The 13,564-nt window shown below is 60.5% G+C and carries 17 protein-coding genes; 7 read left to right on the top strand and 10 right to left on the bottom strand.

The annotated features are described in order from the left end of the window. The first annotated feature begins 43 nt into the window (after positions 1 to 43). A complete protein-coding gene (locus tag KQ659_RS06185; protein ID WP_216689694.1) occupies positions 44 to 709 on the top strand; it encodes a DUF2461 domain-containing protein in 666 nt (221 codons plus the stop codon). Between the two features lie 175 nt (positions 710 to 884). On the opposite strand, the gene KQ659_RS06180 is transcribed toward KQ659_RS06185, so the two are convergent. From KQ659_RS06180 to KQ659_RS06165, 4 genes are all read right to left on the bottom strand, one after another. Further along, positions 885 to 1,550 carry a transposase gene (locus KQ659_RS06180; protein WP_216689696.1) on the bottom strand — a complete coding sequence of 222 codons (666 nt, stop codon included), beginning with the start codon at positions 1,548 to 1,550 and terminating at the stop codon, positions 885 to 887. Positions 1,551 to 1,619: 69 nt separating this feature from the next. After that, complete coding sequence (locus KQ659_RS06175) at positions 1,620 to 1,790, bottom strand: hypothetical protein (protein ID WP_216689698.1); 171 nt, start codon at positions 1,788 to 1,790, stop codon at positions 1,620 to 1,622. Between the two features lie 63 nt (positions 1,791 to 1,853). Continuing rightward, entirely contained in the window at positions 1,854 to 1,997 is a 144-nt protein-coding gene (locus KQ659_RS06170; protein WP_216689700.1) for a hypothetical protein, read from the bottom strand. Positions 1,998 to 2,165: 168 nt separating this feature from the next. Further along, complete coding sequence (locus tag KQ659_RS06165; protein ID WP_216689701.1) at positions 2,166 to 2,789, bottom strand: deoxynucleoside kinase; 624 nt, start codon at positions 2,787 to 2,789, stop codon at positions 2,166 to 2,168. A 126-nt stretch (positions 2,790 to 2,915) separates the two neighbouring features. Between KQ659_RS06165 and KQ659_RS06160 the strand changes: the two genes are divergently transcribed. After that, on the top strand, positions 2,916 to 3,341 hold the full coding sequence (locus tag KQ659_RS06160) for an STAS/SEC14 domain-containing protein (RefSeq protein WP_216689702.1): 426 nt from the start codon (positions 2,916 to 2,918) through the stop codon (positions 3,339 to 3,341). 90 nt (positions 3,342 to 3,431) lie between these two features. Here the strand turns inward: KQ659_RS06160 and KQ659_RS06155 are convergent, their stop codons facing one another. After that, a complete protein-coding gene (locus KQ659_RS06155; protein WP_216689704.1) occupies positions 3,432 to 3,881 on the bottom strand; it encodes a hypothetical protein in 450 nt (149 codons plus the stop codon). Between the two features lie 117 nt (positions 3,882 to 3,998). Here KQ659_RS06155 and KQ659_RS06150 point away from each other — a divergent pair, with 117 nt between their 5' ends. Beyond that, complete coding sequence (locus tag KQ659_RS06150; protein ID WP_216689706.1) at positions 3,999 to 4,526, top strand: GNAT family N-acetyltransferase; 528 nt, start codon at positions 3,999 to 4,001, stop codon at positions 4,524 to 4,526. Between the two features lie 117 nt (positions 4,527 to 4,643). Continuing rightward, positions 4,644 to 4,868, top strand: a complete 225-nt coding sequence (locus KQ659_RS06145; protein ID WP_035558496.1) for a CDGSH iron-sulfur domain-containing protein — start codon at positions 4,644 to 4,646, stop codon at positions 4,866 to 4,868. Positions 4,869 to 4,975: 107 nt separating this feature from the next. Here KQ659_RS06145 and KQ659_RS06140 read toward each other — a convergent pair whose 3' ends face one another. Together KQ659_RS06140 and KQ659_RS06135 are read right to left on the bottom strand one after the other, a co-directional pair. Then, a complete protein-coding gene (locus KQ659_RS06140; RefSeq protein WP_216689708.1) occupies positions 4,976 to 6,025 on the bottom strand; it encodes a hypothetical protein in 1,050 nt (349 codons plus the stop codon). A 127-nt stretch (positions 6,026 to 6,152) separates the two neighbouring features. After that, the gene (locus tag KQ659_RS06135; RefSeq protein WP_168674628.1) at positions 6,153 to 6,407 is read right to left on the bottom strand and encodes an acyl-CoA-binding protein; all 255 of its coding nucleotides are present in this window, start codon (positions 6,405 to 6,407) and stop codon (positions 6,153 to 6,155) included. Positions 6,408 to 6,560: 153 nt separating this feature from the next. Here KQ659_RS06135 and KQ659_RS06130 point away from each other — a divergent pair, with 153 nt between their 5' ends. Then, on the top strand, positions 6,561 to 7,859 hold the full coding sequence (locus KQ659_RS06130) for a metal-dependent hydrolase family protein (protein WP_317196131.1): 1,299 nt from the start codon (positions 6,561 to 6,563) through the stop codon (positions 7,857 to 7,859). A 22-nt stretch (positions 7,860 to 7,881) separates the two neighbouring features. Here KQ659_RS06130 and KQ659_RS06125 read toward each other — a convergent pair whose 3' ends face one another. Then, positions 7,882 to 8,463: a hypothetical protein gene (locus tag KQ659_RS06125; protein WP_216689709.1), complete on the bottom strand. Its 582-nt coding sequence runs from the start codon at positions 8,461 to 8,463 to the stop codon at positions 7,882 to 7,884. A gap of 138 nt (positions 8,464 to 8,601) precedes the next feature. Between KQ659_RS06125 and KQ659_RS06120 the strand changes: the two genes are divergently transcribed. Next, positions 8,602 to 9,792, top strand: a complete 1,191-nt coding sequence (locus KQ659_RS06120; RefSeq protein WP_216689710.1) for a zinc dependent phospholipase C family protein — start codon at positions 8,602 to 8,604, stop codon at positions 9,790 to 9,792. Between the two features lie 234 nt (positions 9,793 to 10,026). Further along, positions 10,027 to 10,767, top strand: a complete 741-nt coding sequence (locus KQ659_RS06115; RefSeq protein WP_216689712.1) for a peptidylprolyl isomerase — start codon at positions 10,027 to 10,029, stop codon at positions 10,765 to 10,767. 20 nt (positions 10,768 to 10,787) lie between these two features. Here KQ659_RS06115 and KQ659_RS06110 read toward each other — a convergent pair whose 3' ends face one another. Next, a complete protein-coding gene (locus KQ659_RS06110; protein ID WP_216689714.1) occupies positions 10,788 to 11,195 on the bottom strand; it encodes a BLUF domain-containing protein in 408 nt (135 codons plus the stop codon). 173 nt (positions 11,196 to 11,368) lie between these two features. Further along, entirely contained in the window at positions 11,369 to 13,468 is a 2,100-nt protein-coding gene (locus tag KQ659_RS06105; RefSeq protein ID WP_226929860.1) for a M13 family metallopeptidase, read from the bottom strand. Positions 13,469 to 13,564 lie beyond the last annotated feature (96 nt).

Genomic DNA, 13,564 nt, shown 5'->3' with positions numbered 1-13,564 from the left:
CGGGTGCGTTGGGAGAGGCCAGGCCTGATACCCGGCTTTTTTTATGGAACTGGAATACCTGCTGAACTTCCTGGCCCGGCTGGCGGCCAACAATACCACGGCCTGGATGGCAAAGCATCGGCCCGACTACCAACGCGCCCGCACCGCCTGCATCGAACTGGTGAAGCAGGTGCTGGCCCGCGCCGCCGCCACCGACCCTGATTTGGCCAACCTCACGCCGGGCGACGTGATGTTTCGGCTGCACAAGAATGACCGGGCCCACCCCGACCCGGAGCCCTACAAGCGCCGCATGGGGGCCGGCCTGAAGCGCGATGGCCGCCACGCGCCCCGGGCGGGTTATTTCGTGGCCATTCAGCCGGAGGGGCGCAGCTGGCTGAGAGCGGGCACCTGGTGGCCAACCCCGGAGCTGCTGGCGGCCATTCGGCAGGAAATTCACTACAGCGGCGACGGGTTTCACCGGCTGCGGCAGGCTCCGGCGCTGCTGCGCTACTTCCCCGATGGCCGCGACACTACCGGGCCGCAGCTGCCCCGGCCGCCGCGCGGCTATGCCGCCACCGACCCGGACTTGGCGTGGCTACGGCTGAAAACGCTTGGAGTGGGCCGCTATTACTCCGATGCGGAGGTGCTGGCCCCTGGCTTTGTGGATGAGGTGGTGGCCGGCATTGCGGCGGCCCGGCCGCTGGTCGATTTTTTCAACGCGGCACTGTGAGCGGCTGAGCTTACAATGGGTTAAACCAGAACGTCATGCTCATCTGGCGTCCGCGCAGCCGAAGCATCTCGCTTGTGGTAGTAACCCAATCGTTAGACGAAAGAGTTACCATTGCACGCGAGATGCTTCGGCTGCGCGGACGCCAGATGAGCATGACGTTCTGTTTATGTTTACTCTACCCTATGATTTTCACAGGTATTTGATAATGAGATACTTGTCTGATAATCCAGTCCAACAAACGTTCAGCTAACTGATTGGCTGTTGTTTGTGCGCCCGTCGTCGGACGGGTGAGTTGGCGCACGATGTCCAAGCCGTGGCGGCTTAAGCTTGTGGCCCGGTACCCCTGCTGTTTGCGGGCGATGGGCTGGCGTCGGTCTGCGGCGTGCCCCACGGCCAAGCAAAAGGCGTAGGCCAAACTGACCAGGGCCAGGAGTTTACGCAGCTTGTGATGGCAGGCCAAGTGACTGTTTTCCAGGTTAAAACCCCGGCTTTTCAGATTCTGAAAGCACTGCTCTATCGTCCAGCGCTTGGCGTAGCGCTGGCTTATCTGCTGCAAACCCGAGGTACCGAAGAGGAAGAGAAACTCGCCGCCGGCCAGGGCCTTGACCCACACCTGCCCCCACACCCCATCCACCTGGCGCTGGGCAAAGCGCCGGTGCTCCCCCTCGGCAAGCCCCAGGTCGGCAATGGCGTGGCGGTGGCCGTGCGCGTCCGTGAGCAGGTGGTGCTTGGGCAGACGCATGACGAAGTTCAGACCGTTGTCCTTGAGCCACTTGAGCCATACATGGCCCACCAACTCACGGTCGCCCACGACCAGGCCGATGCGCGCGCGGCCGAGCAAGGCCAGGCAGACCTCGAGCAGGGCGATGCGCTGGGCGGCGTTGGAGTTGCCGCTGCGGTTGTCGAGCAGTTACCCGTACAACGGTACGTGAAACGCGCCCTGGCCCACGGTGACGAGCAGAATATTGACCTGACACCGGCCGAAATCCCATTCCGTGCGATCGATGCACAGCCGCAGCTTACCCGTGGTCGGCAACAGGCGGATAAAGAGCTGTGCCAGCACGAGATAGTCCAGGGTCACGAGGCGGAAAAAATGTTGAATCCGGGTCTCATTCGAGGCCGGTTTGGCCGCGTCGTTGAGGTGCTAGGCTACTTCGCAAAACGGCACGTTGCGGCTCTTTATCAGCCCGATAACAAACTGCGCGATGAACTTTTGCCGCGAGAGGTGGCCCACCAGGGGCACGTGCTGTAAAACGGTCGTAATTTTGGCGATGAGGCGTTGCTTCACGGGGTGGGAAGGGCTTTGAGGTGTTGGAACTGCAAAGGTCGGCCCACCCCGTTTTTATGCCCGGTAACCTGGGCCAGCAGCTATCCCTTGCTTAATTATCTATTAAGCAATACTTTGTGAAAATAATAGGGTAGAGTAGTTTATGTTCTTACGGTCTTAGAACACCTTCTAAAACAGCCCGAACAGCGTGTTATTAATCTTTTCGATGATGGTGCCCAGGTCCTCGGGGTTGCGCACGTAATCGAGCTCGTTCACGTCCACGATGAGGGAGCGGCCGGCGTCGTAGGTGCTAATCCACTTCTCATAGTGTTCGTTGAGGTTTTTGAGGTACTCGATACTGATGGTATTCTCGTAGTCGCGGCCGCGCTTCTCAATCTGGCCGATGAGCTTGGGAAGGTCGGCGCGGAGGTAAAGCAACAAATCGGGCGGGGCCACGAGGTCTACCATCGACTCGAAGAGGGCGTAATAGTTGTTGTAGTCGCGGGTTTCGAGCAGGCCCGACTGGTGCAGGTTGGCCGCGAAGATGTGGGCATCCTCGTAAATAGTGCGGTCCTGAATGATACCTTTGCCGGCCTTTTGCAGCGCCTTGATGTACTGCGTCTGGCGAAAGCGGCCGTTGAGGAAATAAACCTGCAGGTGGAAGGCCCACCGGGGCATGTCGTGGTAAAAATCCTTCAGATAAGGATTATCGTCCACATCTTCCAGAAATACTTCCCAACGGAAGTGCTGGGCCAGCTTGTGGGCCAGCGTGGTTTTACCGGCCCCAATGTTGCCGACGATGGCAATGTGCATGCGCTACGAACGAAAAAAAACGAGAGAAAAGCAGAACCCCAAAGGTAGCAGCACGGTCCGTATTGGCTCAACGATTTAAGCACGTAATTATGTAGTATGTTTGATATTAAATACTACCCATGTGCCATGTTAACAGCCGAAGCCGTTCACCTGACCACCATAGCCGACTGCTATGGGGCACCGTTGGCCGAATATTATTTTTTTCCGGACCATTCTCTGCTCTACATCAGCTGGCACGGCCAGCTCACCGCCGCCGAAGTAATTCGGGGAGTACTGGAGGGTACGCGCCTGCTGGAGAAGCATGCATTTCAGCGGATACTCAACGACAAGCGCGATACCGGCGGCGACTGGAGCGAGGCCCTGCCCTGGCTCGAATACGAATGGCTACCCAAGGCCATAGCGGCCTGCCTGCGGGCCATCGCCTACATCCTATCGCCCAACCTGGATGCGCAGATTGTGAGCCACAAATTCGTAGAAGCCGTGCAGGGCCAGATTCAGATTTCGCTCTTTACCAACGAAGAAGATGCCCGGGAGTGGCTGGAAATACAGTAGTTGAGAGCTGTCATTCCGACGAAGGAGGAATCTGAGAACAACTACTTGAACGGTTTTTCTCAGATTCCTCCTTCGTTGGAATGACCTTTTTTAGTCGAGCTTATCCTTCACTTGCCGCGCCCCGCGCAGGGTGTGAAACTCGCCCTGAAATGAGCGCACGCGGAGGCGCTCTTCGAGCGGCAGGGTGGTGCGCACCTGCTCGTAGCGCTGGTTGAGGCGGGCCAGCACCTGGCCGGCGGCATCCCACTGCGGGTAGCTCCACTGGCGGCGCTCGTCGCGGGTAGTGGCAATGAACCGTTCGTAGAGGCTGGGAAGCTGGTCGGCGCTGGCCTGAGCCAGGTTCACGTCGGTTTGCAGCAGGTGCTGCTGCACGGGGTCGGAAGAGGTGTTTGTGGGGCGGGGGGCAGTTTGCCGGGCCTGGCTGCGGGCGCTGGGCCGGGTGCCAGTGAGCTCGCCGCGCCGCAGCAGTTCGGCCTGGGTAGTTTGGGCGGCGGCAGCGAATGGCAGGGCAGCCAGCAGAATGATGAATGCAGATTTCATGGAATAGGGCGTAGAAAAACAACTTATTGCGGGCCTAAACGCAAGGAACGGGCCAACCGTATGCCCAGAGACAGGTGGGTTTCGGTTTTTTCGCCCCAATTTCGTGTTTTACTGCTTATGACTTCTGACGCCCCTACCGCGCCGCCGCGCATTGAGCCCGCCACGCTCAACGATATTCCGACCATTATTCAACTGGCCGAGGCTACCTGGGAGCCTACCTACCGCTTCATCATTTCGGAGGAGCAGCTGGAATATATGTATCGGGTGATATACTCACCGGCCGCCCTGAAGCGGCAGATGAGCGAGCAGCAGCACGTTTTTCTGCTGGCCCAGGTGGAAGGCGAGCCGGCCGGCTTTGCCTCCTTCGGCCCCCTGCCGGCCGAGGACGGCAGCGGCTCCGGCTACAAATTGCACAAGATTTATGTGCTTCCCACCCGCCAGGGCCAAGGCCTGGGCGTGCACCTCATCGAGGCCGTAGAAAACGCGGCCCGCAGCGCCGGCGGCCAGTTCCTGGACCTGAACGTGAACCGCTACAACCCCGCTATTGCCTTCTACGAGCGGCGCGGCTTTGTGCGCCAGCGCGAAGTGGACGTGCCGATTGGTCCCTATTTCATGAACGACTACGTAATGCGAAAGGCATTATAAAAGGTTGAGTTTTGAGGGTTGAATGTTGAGTTATTTTTCAATTTCCAACTTTCAACCCTCAAAACTCACCCCTTCCCTAAACTCAACATTCAACCCTCAAAAATCAACCCTCCCAAAATGAAACTCACCGTCCTTTCCAATGGCTCCCTCCGCGTAGAGGGCGAAAATATCGAACTCGTAGATGCCCAGGGTCAGCCCTACGGCCTCGGCGGCCGCGAGCGCATCAGCATCTGCCGCTGCGGCCTTTCCAAGCAGAAACCCTTCTGCGACGGCTCGCACAAAGGCCATTTTGAGCACGACGCCACGGCGTTTGACCTGCCCGCGCCCAAGCCGGCTGTGTAGGCAGTCGGGAAGCCCCGGCATTGTCCCAAAAAAAGCACGCCCGGCCGAAGCCAGGCGTGCTTTTTTTGGGATGGGGAAGAGTATGAGGTCTGGGGGTATTCGCAGTATCAGGTTTTTTCGCCCGCGCTCCGGCGCAGCTGTGGTCCCAGCGTGTGCCACAGGTTCTGGCGCACGATGTCGCCCATCGAGTCGCACTGGTCGAAGGCATCGGTGTGGTGGTAGCGGTTGAGCTCGGCCTTGAGCTGGGCCACTTTTTCGGGCGGAGCCAGCTCGTGGCGGCGCATGGCGGCCAGCAGGTCGCGCAGGCGGTGGCGCTCGGCGCGGGCGCGGCGGGCCATGAGGGCGCGCTCCTCGGTTTGGTACTGGCGCACGTTTTCGGGCTTGAGGTGGCGGGCGCACATGGCCACCACGGCGGCATTGTCCTTAAAAAATTGGGGCAGGTACATCACCCGGCGGCCCTCGTAGCTCTGCTGGTCGAAGTCGATGGCCTTGACGCGGTACTGCTCGTTTTCGAAATCGGGCGTCACCGCAATCACGTAGTTGTAGGCCCGCATGTCGCCCAGCAGCCGCACGAAGCAGCGCTCGTTGAACTTCACAAACTCCTTGGCCAGGCGCACCTGGTTGAGATGGGGCTGGCTGAGGTTTTTGCAGATAAAATCATCGCCCGGAATGCCCACAATATGCTCCTCAATGAGCGTATCGCCGCTCACGAGGAAGTTCATGGAGTTGGGCGAGAGTAAATGCTCCAGCTCCAGGCCGTAGAGGCGTGAGGCATCGGCCTGCTTCACGTAGAAGTAGTCGTAGTTGTCGTTGAGCTGGTTCACGATGCGAACCCGAAACGGCCGCGAGTTGCCAAACTCGCAGTAGTCGATGCGGTCGGCCACGAGCTGCTCGGAGAACGACAGGTCGCCGGCCGTTTTCAGCAGCGCATATACCTCCGTGAGCCCTTGGCTGAGCTCGCGTAGCGTCTGGGGCTCAAAGAATACGGTTTGCCAGAGCGTGTCCTTGCCCGCCCGGTCCAGCAGCGGAAACGAGCCCGTGAACTGCCGCAAATCGGCGTAGGCCACGGGCAGCAGGGCTTCGCGGTCGTAGGCGCGCAGGTACTGGCGCAGGGCCGGCGTGATGGGATACGGCGGCTTTTTGCGGGAGATGTCCATTTTAATGATGTGGAAATGTAATGAATATAGAAAATGTGAAAATGAAGTAAGCGGCTGGCTCGGCTACGTTGCTCAACTAGCAAGCTGCATTTTCACATTTTCCACATTCAGCCTATTTTCACATTACCTACCCCGCCAGCTCGCTCACCAGCTCAACGTATTGCTGGCGGGCGGCTTCCTTACTAGTGCCTTTCAGGCCGTTCCAGGCGTCGTACTTGGCAATGGCTTTGAAGTCGAAGCCGCCGGGGCGGTCGCCGGTCAGGTCGCCATCGGTGGCCTGCTTGTAGAGGGCGTAGAGTTGGAGCAACACCATGTTGGAGGGCTTGCTGGGCAGCTGCTGGGCGCGCTGGCTGGCGGCGTCGAATTCTTCTTGCGTAGTCATGGGGTGAGGGGATAAAATGGTGAAGTGCGAGTGCTGAAGGCAAGAGGTAAGGGACGGTTGGTTGAAGCGGCTCGGGCTGGCGAAAAGTATCCCTCCTTCCCTCACCATTTCACCCCCTCACCTCTTACCTTGGCGGTTCATTCACACAAACGTATGATGCGCAAATCTATTCCTGCTTTGGCCACGGCCATGTTTTTACTGGCCGCCCCGGCCGCCTTCGCCCAGAAGACCTATCTGCACTGCGGCCACCTGCTGGACGTGCGCAGCGGCAAGCTGCTGGCCCAGCAAACGATTGTGGTTGAGCGCGACCGGATTACGGGCGTGCAAAGCGGCTATACCGCCGCCGCCGGCCCGCAGGATAAGGTCATCAACCTGGAAAACCGCACCGTGCTGCCCGGCCTCATCGACTGCCACGTGCACCTCGAATCGACACCCAGCCGCAACAGCTTCCGCGAAGGTTTTACGCTGAACCCGGCCGATGTGGCTTTCCGCGCCCAAGGCAACGCCCTCACCACGCTGCGGGCCGGCTTCACCACGGTGCGCGACTGTGGCGGCTCGGGGGTGAACACCAGCCTGCGCAATGCCGTGGCCCAGGGCCTGGTGCCCGGCCCGCGCATCTTTTCGGCGGGCATGGCCATCTCGGCCACCGGCGGGCACATGGACGAAACCGACGGCCTCAGCGAGGACCAGATTGCCAAGGCCGGCCACCCCATCAACCTGGCCAATGGCCCCGACCAGTGCCGGCAGGCCGTGCGCGAGCAGTTTAAGCGCGGGGCCGACCTCATCAAAATCGCCAGCACCGGCGGTGTGCTCGACCTGAGCAAGGACGGCACCGGCGCGCAATACACCGAGGAAGAAATAAAGGCGATAGTGGAAACGGCCAACGATTTGGGCATGCGCGTGGCCTGCCACGCCCACGGTGCCGAAGGCATCAAGCGGGCCGTGCGGGCGGGCGTGACCAGCATCGACCACGGCTCGCTGATGGACGAAGAAGCCATCAAGCTCATGGTCAAAAGCCGCACCTGGTACGTACCCACGCTCATCGCCGGCAAGTCGGTGGCCGACACTGCCCGACTGCGGCCCGGCTATTTTCCACCCGTTATCGCCCGCAAAGCCCTCGATGTAGGCACCAAGATGCAGGGCACCTTCACGCGCGCCACCAAGGCTGGGGTGCGGGTGGCGTTTGGCACCGATGCCGGCGTGTTCCGCCACGGCCAGAACGCCAAGGAATTCGGCTATATGACCGAAGCCGGCATGAGCCCGCTCGACGCCATTCGCACGGCCACCCTCAACGCGGCCGAGCTGCTGGGCGAGACCACCGACCTCGGAACCATTGAAACCGGCAAAATGGCCGATATCGTGGCCCTGGACGGCGACCCGTTGCAGGATATTTCGGCCCTGATGCGGCCAACGTTCGTGATGAAGGCCGGCGTGGCCTACCGGCAGGAATAAAAGTAAGGTGCGGGGTCGTACCCTACTTGTCAGCCGCGTCGCGATACAGCGTGGTTACGCGAAACAGGCCGGTTTTGCGGTCGAAATCTACCAGGCTCTGGTCGATTCGCAGCTTGCTGGCGGCGGCCACGAAGTTGGGGTTACTGGCTTCGTAGGCTTCGCGCAGGTAGCGCGTGGTGAGGGGGAAAACGAGGCCGGTGAGGCCCCGACTGAAAAAATAGCGCGTGTTGTCGCCGTTGGCACCGCCCAGGGCCCCATTCACGGTGGTCGAGCTCTGGGTGTACACGCACAGGGTGTCGGCGTGTTCGAGGCGGTATTCTTCGTTACGGAACAGGCGGGAGGTGCGGCCCTTGCCCGATACGTAACCCCACACGCTGTCGGGGGCCACGCGCAGCTTCACGGTTTTGGGGCCGCGCGGCACCACTACCACCAGCTGGCCGCGCTTGTCGGGGTAAAAGGCATTGATGCCGGCGGGCTGGGGCTGCTTGCGGTGGTAGGCCGCCGCCGTGCGGTAGGCCCCCGGCGGAATGGTGAACACCTGGGCGGCCACCGGGCCGGCCAGCAAGCTAAACAGGCCTAAAAACGAGCAGCGCGTGAAATTCATAGCAAGTGGTTGAGCGACGAAGGTACGGCCCGCCCCACCCTGCCAACGGGGCCCGGCCCCGGGGCTTCTGAATGTGGTGGCCAGTGCCGAACTTTGGCCAGGGGAACTACCCCTGGCCCCGTAATCATTCCCGCATCTATGAAAAAAACGTTGTTGCCGCTGCTGCTCGCGGCCCTCATCCTGGCCCACGGCACCGCGAGCGGCTGGGGGTTCTTCGGCCACCGCACCATCACGCAGATTGCCGTGTACGAATTGCCGGCCACCATGCAGGGGTTCTACTTCCGCCACATGGCCGAAATTGTGCGCCTGAGCACGGCCCCCGACGAGCGCCGCAACGACGACCCCACCGAAGCGCCCAAGCACTACATCGACATGGACCATTACTCCGAGAGTAACCCATTTGCGAAGATGCCGCGCCAGTACGACGAAGCCGTGGCCAAGTTCTCGGCCGATACGCTCAAGAAGTACGGCACCGTGCCGTGGGTGATTCTGGAGATGAAGAACAGCCTGACCGAGGCCTTCCGCCAGCGCGACACGATGAACATTGTGAAGTACTCGGCCGAGCTGAGCCACTACGTGGGCGACTCGTTTGTGCCGCTGCACACGACCATCAACTACGACGGCCAGCTCACCGACCAGAAGGGCCTGCACAGCCTCTGGGAAAGCCAGCTGCCCGAAAAGTACATCAACGACTACAACCTCACCGCCGAAAACGCCAGGTACATCAAGGACCCGCAAACCGCCATCTGGACCACGCTGCAGAGCAGCTATGGCTTTTTGGGCGAAACCTTTGACCGGGCCAGCAAAATTGAGAAAGTGATGAAGCCCGACGTGCGATTCACGTTCTCGCACAGGTACGGCAAAACCACGCGCCGCTACTCCGACGCCTTCGCCGCCGAGTACGAAAAAGAAGTGGGCGGCATGGTTGACAACCGTATCAAGGAGGCCACCACGCTGGTTTCGGCGCTCTGGCTCACGGCCTGGCAGGATGCCGGCAAGCCCGACCTCGGCGGCATGATGACGCCCAACAAACCCACCAAGGAGGAAAAGGAAAAGCTGAATACTGAAGTTTCGGCCTGGAAAAAGAACACCCTGGCCCAGGACCAACTCCTGCTGGCTCAGCAAAAGGTGAAGAAGGTGGAAGCCGTAGACGAAATCAAATCGGCCAAGGACATGGCCGAGCCCGCCGCCGAAGCCGAGGACTCGCCGGCTCCTGCTGCCACGGCCCCGGCTGCCACCAAGCCTACCGCGCCCTTAGATAAGCTGAAGGTGAAAACCAAGGCTGGCAGCGAAAAAACCAAGCAAAAGGCCGGCAGCCTGGAGTGGTAATCCCGCTGGGCATTTGCTTCACCCCCAAAACTGTTTGACGGATACCAAATAGCGAACCGTTGCTCCGGTCCGACCGGTTGTCGTCAGGGCGAAATCATTCTCACTTCAACCGGTCCGACCGCCTAGGGCGGTCGGACCGGGGCAACGCCCCCAGTATGGGCTTTTTTGGGCGTGCGCCCAACCGGCGGGGCCGGCTCCTCGTCTTACCTTGGGGCACTTTTCGGCCCTGATTCTATGCCTACATCTTTTTCCGTCGCTTGCTGCCTGGTGCTTGGCCTGGGCCTGCTGGCCGCCTGCAACCAGGCTCCGCCCGCCACCGCGCCCACCGCCGCCAGGCCCGTAGTGCCCGGCCCCGACCTGGCCACCCTCACCGACAGTGCCGCGCCGGCCGCGCTGCTGGCCTATGGCCGCCAGTACCCCGGCTCCGAAGTGCTGGTGCACACGCGCCTGGGCAACATTCGGGTGCGGCTGTACGACGATACGCCCATTCACAAGGCCAACTTCCTGCTGCTGGCCCGCAAGGGCGTGTTTGATGAAACAATGTTCAACCGCGTGGTGAAAGACTTTGCCGTGCAGGGCGGCCAGACCTACAACGCCCGCACCATCCGGCTGAAGCGCTACCGCCTGCCGCCGGAAATCAGCACCGCGCACTTCCACCACAAAGGGGCCCTGGGCATGGCCCGCTACGATGACGAGCAGAACCCCGGCCGGCTGTCCTCCAACACCGATTTTTACTTTGTGGTGGGCGAGAAGCTGGCCCCCAGCCAGTCGCAGGCCATGGCCGGGCGCAAGCTCACGCCCGCCCAGGTGCAGGCCTACGCCACCGTGGGCGGCGTGCCCTCGCTCGATGGCCAGTACACCGTATTCGGCGAAGTAATTGAGGGCCAGGATGTGGTGGACCGCATTGCCAACGAGCCCGTGGAGTCCGATAAGTGGCCGGTGAAGGACATCACCATAAAAGTGGAAGTGAAGTAGGTGCGAAGCGGCGCTTCGCGCTACACTCCCCTCGGCGGCTCCTCGGCCATGAAGGCTTCGAGCAGCGGCACGAGGTTGCGGATGTGCTCCGGCGTGGCATCGGGCCGGAGCGTGAGGCGCGAGAAATCGGCCGGCGCAACGCGGCGAAACTGCATCAACCAGTCGGCAAAGGCCCGGCTGGGTACGGGGCCATCGGCCAGCTTCACCAAATTGCGGTGCCGGATATCGGCGGCAATCACGGTGTAGAGCTGATGCACCACCGTGGCATCGCCCTCCAACACCTGCATAATATTGCCCTCGGTGCTGAAAAGCAGCAGGCCGGTGATGTTGAGGCTGACGTTGGTGCTGCGCCAGTGGCCCAATTGTCGTTGCATCTCGGCTTCGGTGAGGCCAATGCTGGCAGTGCTGGAGTAGACGAGGTGATGCATAGGGCCTAAATGGCGGAACGGACCCAAAGCTAGAGCACTGCGCAAATTACTGCAACCATAAACTTTCGGCCCTGGGCAATTAAAAAGGCCCGCCCCCAGGGGAAGCGGACCTTCTCGTATCGGGCGCGGAAACAGTTTTCCGTGCGTGATTCAACCAACTATATGCAAAGACCTTACCAGATTTTGGCACGCGCCGTTGCCGAGCGCACCATCTTGTCGCCTTCCTTGCAGTTGAATGCCTTGTGAAACTCCGGCATATTCTGCAGCGGGCCAATGGTGCGGTACTGGCTGGGCGAGTGCGGGTCGGTCTGAACTTGTTGGCGCAGGGATTCGGGACGCTGGTTTCGGCGCCAGATTTGGCCGTAGGCCAGAAAGAAGCGTTGCTCGGGCGTGAAGCCATCGATGGACTTACCGGCCTTGGCCTGGGGCGTTTTCATGAAGGCCGCGTAGGCGATGGTGAGGCCGCCGAGGTCAGCCAGGTTTTCGCCCATGGTTAGTTTGCCGTTCACATGTACCGAGTCGAGGGGCGAGAAAGCGTCGAATTGTTTGCCCACCACATCGGCTTTGGCCATAAACTTCTCGCCGTCTTCCTTGGTCCACCAGTCGCGCAGGTTGCCGCTGGCGTCAAACTGCCGGCCCTGGTCGTCGAAGCCGTGGGTCATTTCGTGGCCAATCACCGAACCGATGCCGCCGTAGTTCACGGCATCATCTGCCTGCGCGTCGAAAAAGGGTGGCTGCAGAATACCGGCCGGGAACACAATCTCATTCAGCAACGGATTGTAGTAGGCATTCACCGTGGGCGGCGTCATGGTCCATTCCGTGCGGTCTACCGGCTTGCCGTACTTGTTCAGATTTTCCTGATTGGCAAACTCGTTGGCCGCAAACATATTATTCAGGTAGCTCTCGCGGCTGACCGTGAGCGTTGAATAGTCCTTCCACTTATCCGGGTACCCAATCTTTACTACGAAGGCGTTGAGTTTTTTCAAGGCCGCCGCTTTGGTGGGGGCACTCATCCATTCCGTGGCCTGAATGCGCTCGGCATAAGCCGCACGAAGGTTTTCGACCAGCGCCTTGGCCCGGGCTTTGGCCGCGGGCGGAAAGGCCTCGTCCACGTACAGCTGGCCGAAGGCCTCGCCCAAGGCGCCGTCGGTGGCGGCCAGGGCCCGCCGCGTACGGGGCAGCTGCTGCTTGGCCCCGCTCAGCATCTGCGAAAAGCGAAAGGCCTCGTCGACATACGCTTTGGGCAGCGCCGACATGGCGGAGGTGACCAAATGCCAGCGCAGATACGTTTTCTGGTCGGCCAGGGGCTCGCTGCCCAGCATGGCATTCAGTTCCTTGGCAAATTCGGGCTGGCCAATCACGAGGTCCTGGGCCGCGCTAAGGCCATCCATTTTCAGCTGTTGCGGAAAGTTCAGGTTGGGGTATTCCGTGGTGAGCTGGGCCACGGTGCGCTTGTTATACAGCGCCGGAATGTCGCGCATGGCCACGCGAGTGCGGCTGGCCTGCGCCAGGCGGGTTTCGAGGCGCTGCACGGTGGCGGCATTCTTTTCGGCAGTGGCGGGGCTGTCGCCCAGCAGCTTAAAGGTATTCGTCAGATACGTTTGGTACGCCGCCCGAATGGCTTTCGAACGGCCGTCCTCTTTCAGGTAGTAGTCGCGGTCGGGCAGTCCCAGCCCGCTCTGGCTGAAAAAGGCCATGTACACATCGTTCTGCTTGAGGTCCTGGATGACCCCAAACTCATACCATGCGTTGCCCGTGTGGCTCTTGGGGTCGGCGAGCAGGCGCTGCATGCCGGCCAAGTCTTTCACGGCCTCAATCTTATCGAGGTGCGGCTGCAGATATTTCAGGCCGGCCGCTTCAATGGCGGCCGAATCCATGGCCGAAGCGTAGAAATCGCCCACCTTCTGCGCGTTCGAGCCCGGCTTGGCCGTGCGGTTGGCTGCTGCCTGGTTTAAAATGCGGAGCGAAATGGCCCGGTTGCTTTTGGCCAGCACGCTGCCCGCACCCCAGCTTGATTCCGCCGCTGGAATGGGGTTATTTTTCAACCACGTACCCGAGGCGTACCGATAGAAGTCGTCGCAGGGCGGCACCGACTTATCCAGATTGGCCAGCGCGATGCCCGTGCCGCTGGTGGGCACTGGCACGGTGGTCTTTTGCTTGCCCGCACCGCTGGACTTGGTTTTAATTTTTGTCTGGGCTTGGACTGTGCCAGCCAACAGGCCGAGCATGGTGGCTGACAGAGCCGCACACCGCAAAAAGTAAAATTGATTCATACAATGAAAAAAAGAGACAAAACCATTAACACCACCAAGGTAAGCAATTATCCAGCACCAATGAAAAATGACCAAAAAAAAGGAAGAACAAAGGAG

The organism is Hymenobacter siberiensis (assembly GCF_018967865.2).
GTDB lineage: Bacteria > Bacteroidota > Bacteroidia > Cytophagales > Hymenobacteraceae > Hymenobacter > Hymenobacter siberiensis.
Note: the sequence above shows the minus strand (reverse complement) of the source record. Positions and strands in the feature narration are given on the sequence as shown.

Coding starts and splice junctions, on each gene's coding strand:
- KQ659_RS06185 (WP_216689694.1), top strand. CDS start 44: ATGGAACTGGAATACCTGCTGAACTTCCTGGCCCGGCTGGCGGCCAAC.
- KQ659_RS06165 (WP_216689701.1), bottom strand. CDS start 2,789: ATGCACATTGCCATCGTCGGCAACATTGGGGCCGGTAAAACCACGCTG.
- KQ659_RS06160 (WP_216689702.1), top strand. CDS start 2,916: ATGTTAACAGCCGAAGCCGTTCACCTGACCACCATAGCCGACTGCTAT.
- KQ659_RS06155 (WP_216689704.1), bottom strand. CDS start 3,881: ATGAAATCTGCATTCATCATTCTGCTGGCTGCCCTGCCATTCGCTGCC.
- KQ659_RS06150 (WP_216689706.1), top strand. CDS start 3,999: ATGACTTCTGACGCCCCTACCGCGCCGCCGCGCATTGAGCCCGCCACG.
- KQ659_RS06145 (WP_035558496.1), top strand. CDS start 4,644: ATGAAACTCACCGTCCTTTCCAATGGCTCCCTCCGCGTAGAGGGCGAA.
- KQ659_RS06140 (WP_216689708.1), bottom strand. CDS start 6,025: ATGGACATCTCCCGCAAAAAGCCGCCGTATCCCATCACGCCGGCCCTG.
- KQ659_RS06135 (WP_168674628.1), bottom strand. CDS start 6,407: ATGACTACGCAAGAAGAATTCGACGCCGCCAGCCAGCGCGCCCAGCAG.
- KQ659_RS06130 (WP_317196131.1), top strand. CDS start 6,561: ATGATGCGCAAATCTATTCCTGCTTTGGCCACGGCCATGTTTTTACTG.
- KQ659_RS06125 (WP_216689709.1), bottom strand. CDS start 8,463: ATGAATTTCACGCGCTGCTCGTTTTTAGGCCTGTTTAGCTTGCTGGCC.
- KQ659_RS06120 (WP_216689710.1), top strand. CDS start 8,602: ATGAAAAAAACGTTGTTGCCGCTGCTGCTCGCGGCCCTCATCCTGGCC.
- KQ659_RS06115 (WP_216689712.1), top strand. CDS start 10,027: ATGCCTACATCTTTTTCCGTCGCTTGCTGCCTGGTGCTTGGCCTGGGC.
- KQ659_RS06110 (WP_216689714.1), bottom strand. CDS start 11,195: ATGCATCACCTCGTCTACTCCAGCACTGCCAGCATTGGCCTCACCGAA.
- KQ659_RS06105 (WP_226929860.1), bottom strand. CDS start 13,468: ATGAATCAATTTTACTTTTTGCGGTGTGCGGCTCTGTCAGCCACCATG.